Origin of the sequence: Acinetobacter sp. 251-1, assembly GCF_030329305.1 — a bacterium.
Lineage (GTDB): Bacteria > Pseudomonadota > Gammaproteobacteria > Pseudomonadales > Moraxellaceae > Acinetobacter > Acinetobacter piscicola_A.
On sequence record NZ_JACANS010000061.1, the window covers coordinates 1 to 907 of the forward strand.

Genomic DNA, 907 nt, shown 5'->3' on the forward strand with positions numbered 1-907 from the left:
AGTACTTTTCCTTCAGCCATTTTTATTTTCCTTCTGTGAATAGTTTGTCTAATGTATTTTCAAATGTATGATAATCAAGGAATTCATACAGCTCTTTACGTTGTTGCATGGTATCTAACACATTCACTTGCGTACCATTTTCACGAATAGAACGGAATACTTCGAGTACTGCTTTTTGCATCGCGCGCGTAGCTGACAATGGATATAACACCATTGAAATCCCTTGCTCACCGAGTTCTTGCGTTGTGTAATACGGTGTATCACCAAATTCTGTAATATTTGCCAATACTGGTACACCCACTGCATCGCAGACTGTTTTATACATGGTGATATCCGTCATCGCTTCTGCAAAGATCGCATCTGCACCTGCTTCTACACATGCGCATGCACGGTCAATCACTGCTTGCAAACCTTCTTTTTGTAAAGCATCTGTACGTGCCATCACTACGAAATTTGAATCAGTTTTTGCATCAACCGCAGCTTTGATCCGATCTACCATTTCTTGTTGAGACACGATTTCTTTGTTTGGACGATGTCCACAACGTTTTTGTGCCACTTGGTCTTCAATATGAACAGCGGCTGCACCTGCGGCAATCATTTGTTTCACAGTACGTGCAATATTGAATGCACCGCCCCACCCCGTGTCAATATCGACAAGTAAGGGAGTATCTACACGTTCGGTAATACGACACACATCTTCTAATACGTTGTCTAAGCTGGTCATACCCAAGTCAGGTAAACCATAAGAATAGTTGGCAACACCCGCACCCGAAAGATAAATCGCCTTGTAGCCGACTTGTTTCGCCATCATCGCTGCATAAGCGTTGACTGTACCGATAATTTGTAATGGTTTTTCCACTTCCAGTGCTTGTCTAAATCTTAAGCCTGCAGACGTTTCTTGTGTCAT

1 protein-coding gene is annotated in these 907 nt (G+C 42.4%); it reads right to left on the reverse strand.

The window, feature by feature from the left end:
• Positions 1-22: 22 nt before the first annotated feature.
• Positions 23-907: methylisocitrate lyase (prpB, locus tag HX129_RS17710; protein WP_286436399.1), on the reverse strand; the 885-nt coding region annotated here is incomplete at its 5' end.